This is a genomic window from Glycocaulis sp. (assembly GCF_052168375.1).
Classification (GTDB): Bacteria; Pseudomonadota; Alphaproteobacteria; order Caulobacterales; family Maricaulaceae; genus Glycocaulis.
Genome location: NZ_JBQLZR010000041.1, coordinates 1 through 1,768, shown reverse-complemented (window position 1 = coordinate 1,768; position 1,768 = coordinate 1). Strand labels below are relative to the sequence as shown.

General features: G+C 65.3%; 2 protein-coding genes. One reads left to right on the top strand and one right to left on the bottom strand.

The features are described 5' to 3' along the window. Positions 1-69: 69 nt before the first annotated feature. On the bottom strand, positions 70-1,158 hold the full coding sequence (locus ACTS2Z_RS01520) for a lycopene cyclase family protein (protein ID WP_442571470.1): 1,089 nt from the start codon (positions 1,156-1,158) through the stop codon (positions 70-72). Between the two features lie 137 nt (positions 1,159-1,295). Between ACTS2Z_RS01520 and ACTS2Z_RS01515 the strand changes: the two genes are divergently transcribed. Next, a partial coding sequence (locus ACTS2Z_RS01515) for an alpha/beta fold hydrolase (protein WP_442571469.1) occupies positions 1,296-1,768 on the top strand: 473 nt, incomplete at its 3' end.

Here is a 1,768-nt window from a genome sequence, read left to right as displayed (position 1 = left end):
CGCGAAATCCGCGGCCCTTGTGGCGTCCGCTTCCGAAGGCGCCGTCACATCGTTTCCGTTTGCCAAACGCTAGATCAGGGCCCGGAACAGACGCATCGCATCGATAAACGTGCCGCCGCCCCCCGCCATACGGACAATGCCGTCTCCGGGCACACGTCCGGCCAGCGACATGAGGCGAGCGGGATTGCCCGCCATTCGCGCAAGGAGCGCCCGCCCCGCGAACCGGGCCGCAAGCGACTGGGCCTGAAGCGCAGGCGGGCTGCGGCCCTCTACCAGTGCCCGGAAGGCGGGGTCAGCCCATTGCAGCGCGCGCCTGGCGTCTCGCCCCGGAGCGCCGACCAGCGCCAGACCCGCGCCCCGGCTGGCGGCGTGGCGTACGCGGCCCACTGGAATTGACCAGTGATCGCCAAGCCCCATCGGGCTGGCACTGCGCATGCGCAGCCCGATATCGGCCTTGGCTCCGGAAACCAGCTGCGCAAGTGCGCCTTCAAAGTCTGGCCGGGCAGCGTCATGGTGGCCGGCAATCCTGACCGCCTCCACTACGGCATGGTCGGGCGCAAGTGGCAGAACGGTTTCAAAGCAGATGGCCGCGCCCTCCTTGCGCAGTGCATGCACGAGCAAGGCAGTATCGGTCTCGAATACTGCCGAGCCGGTACGCACCTCTGCGCGTACGCCGGTACGCACCCAAGGTGCCCGCGCCAGAAGGTCAGCGCCAGCCGGGCGCGTATCAATCACCTGCCGTGCACGGAGCGAACCGCCTGACGTTTCTACTTCCACCCCACCAGCCACGGCACGCATCGAGACGACATCGACACCGCAATGCAAGGAGATGGACGGACTTGCCTCGATGGCTGCGAGCGCACTCGCAGCTATCCGCTCACCGCGCATCAGACCGTATCGCCCGTCGGAAAAAGGCCTGCCGGCACTCATGCCACGGGCACTCATCGCCCAGCGTGACCAGCTTGCATCGAACGCGGCGCGCGGACGGCCCTGTTCGTACCAGCTCCAGCTGCGCCGTCCGATCGCTGGCGCGGGCGCCTGCTCGATCAATTCAACGCGCATGCGGCGATGACTGGAAAGGGCGAGGCGCTCTGCCAGTGCGAGGCCCGCGAGACCCGCTCCGATAATGAGAAGCTCCACATCGGCGCGCACGCGCATATCTCCCCTGTGTTCGGCCTTGCGTCCGGCGCCACCATCCCTGCTTTGCGGCGAGGCGGCAATCGGTGAAAACCTGTTGAGCGCCCTGTCAGTGAAGTTTACCGTCCTTTCATCGAGCGGATAGTGAAAGTCGTGTCATGGAGCTCTCACCGGAGCTGGAAGCGTGGCGTCAGAAAAGCCTTTCCTGGTGCTGGCGCAATCACGAGATCGCCTACTGGAAGGGCGGCGACTGGCAGGACGAGGCGAGACCCGCCCTCCTGCTCATCCACGGCTTTCCAACCGCGTCCTGGGACTGGCACGGCCTATGGGACGCGCTAGGCCAGCGCTTTCGTCTTCTGGCCATCGACATGATCGGCTTCGGATTTTCTGCCAAACCGCCGGGCCATACCTATTCGATCAAGGATCAGGCCGACCTGATCGCCGCCTTGTGCGCCGATCTGGAAGTGGATGAGACGCATATCCTTGCGCACGACTATGGCGACACTGTCGCGCAGGAATTGCTGGCCCGGCACAATGGCGGTGAAGGTTCGACGCCGCGCCTTCTGTCGACGGTATTCCTGAATGGCGGCCTCTTTCCCGAGACGCATCACGCCACCTTCAACCAGCGTCT

Bases quoted from the DNA above. Each gene is read 5' to 3' on its own strand.
- ACTS2Z_RS01520 (WP_442571470.1), bottom strand. From the start codon at position 1,158: ATGCGCGTGCGCGCCGATGTGGAGCTTCTCATTATCGGAGCGGGTCTC.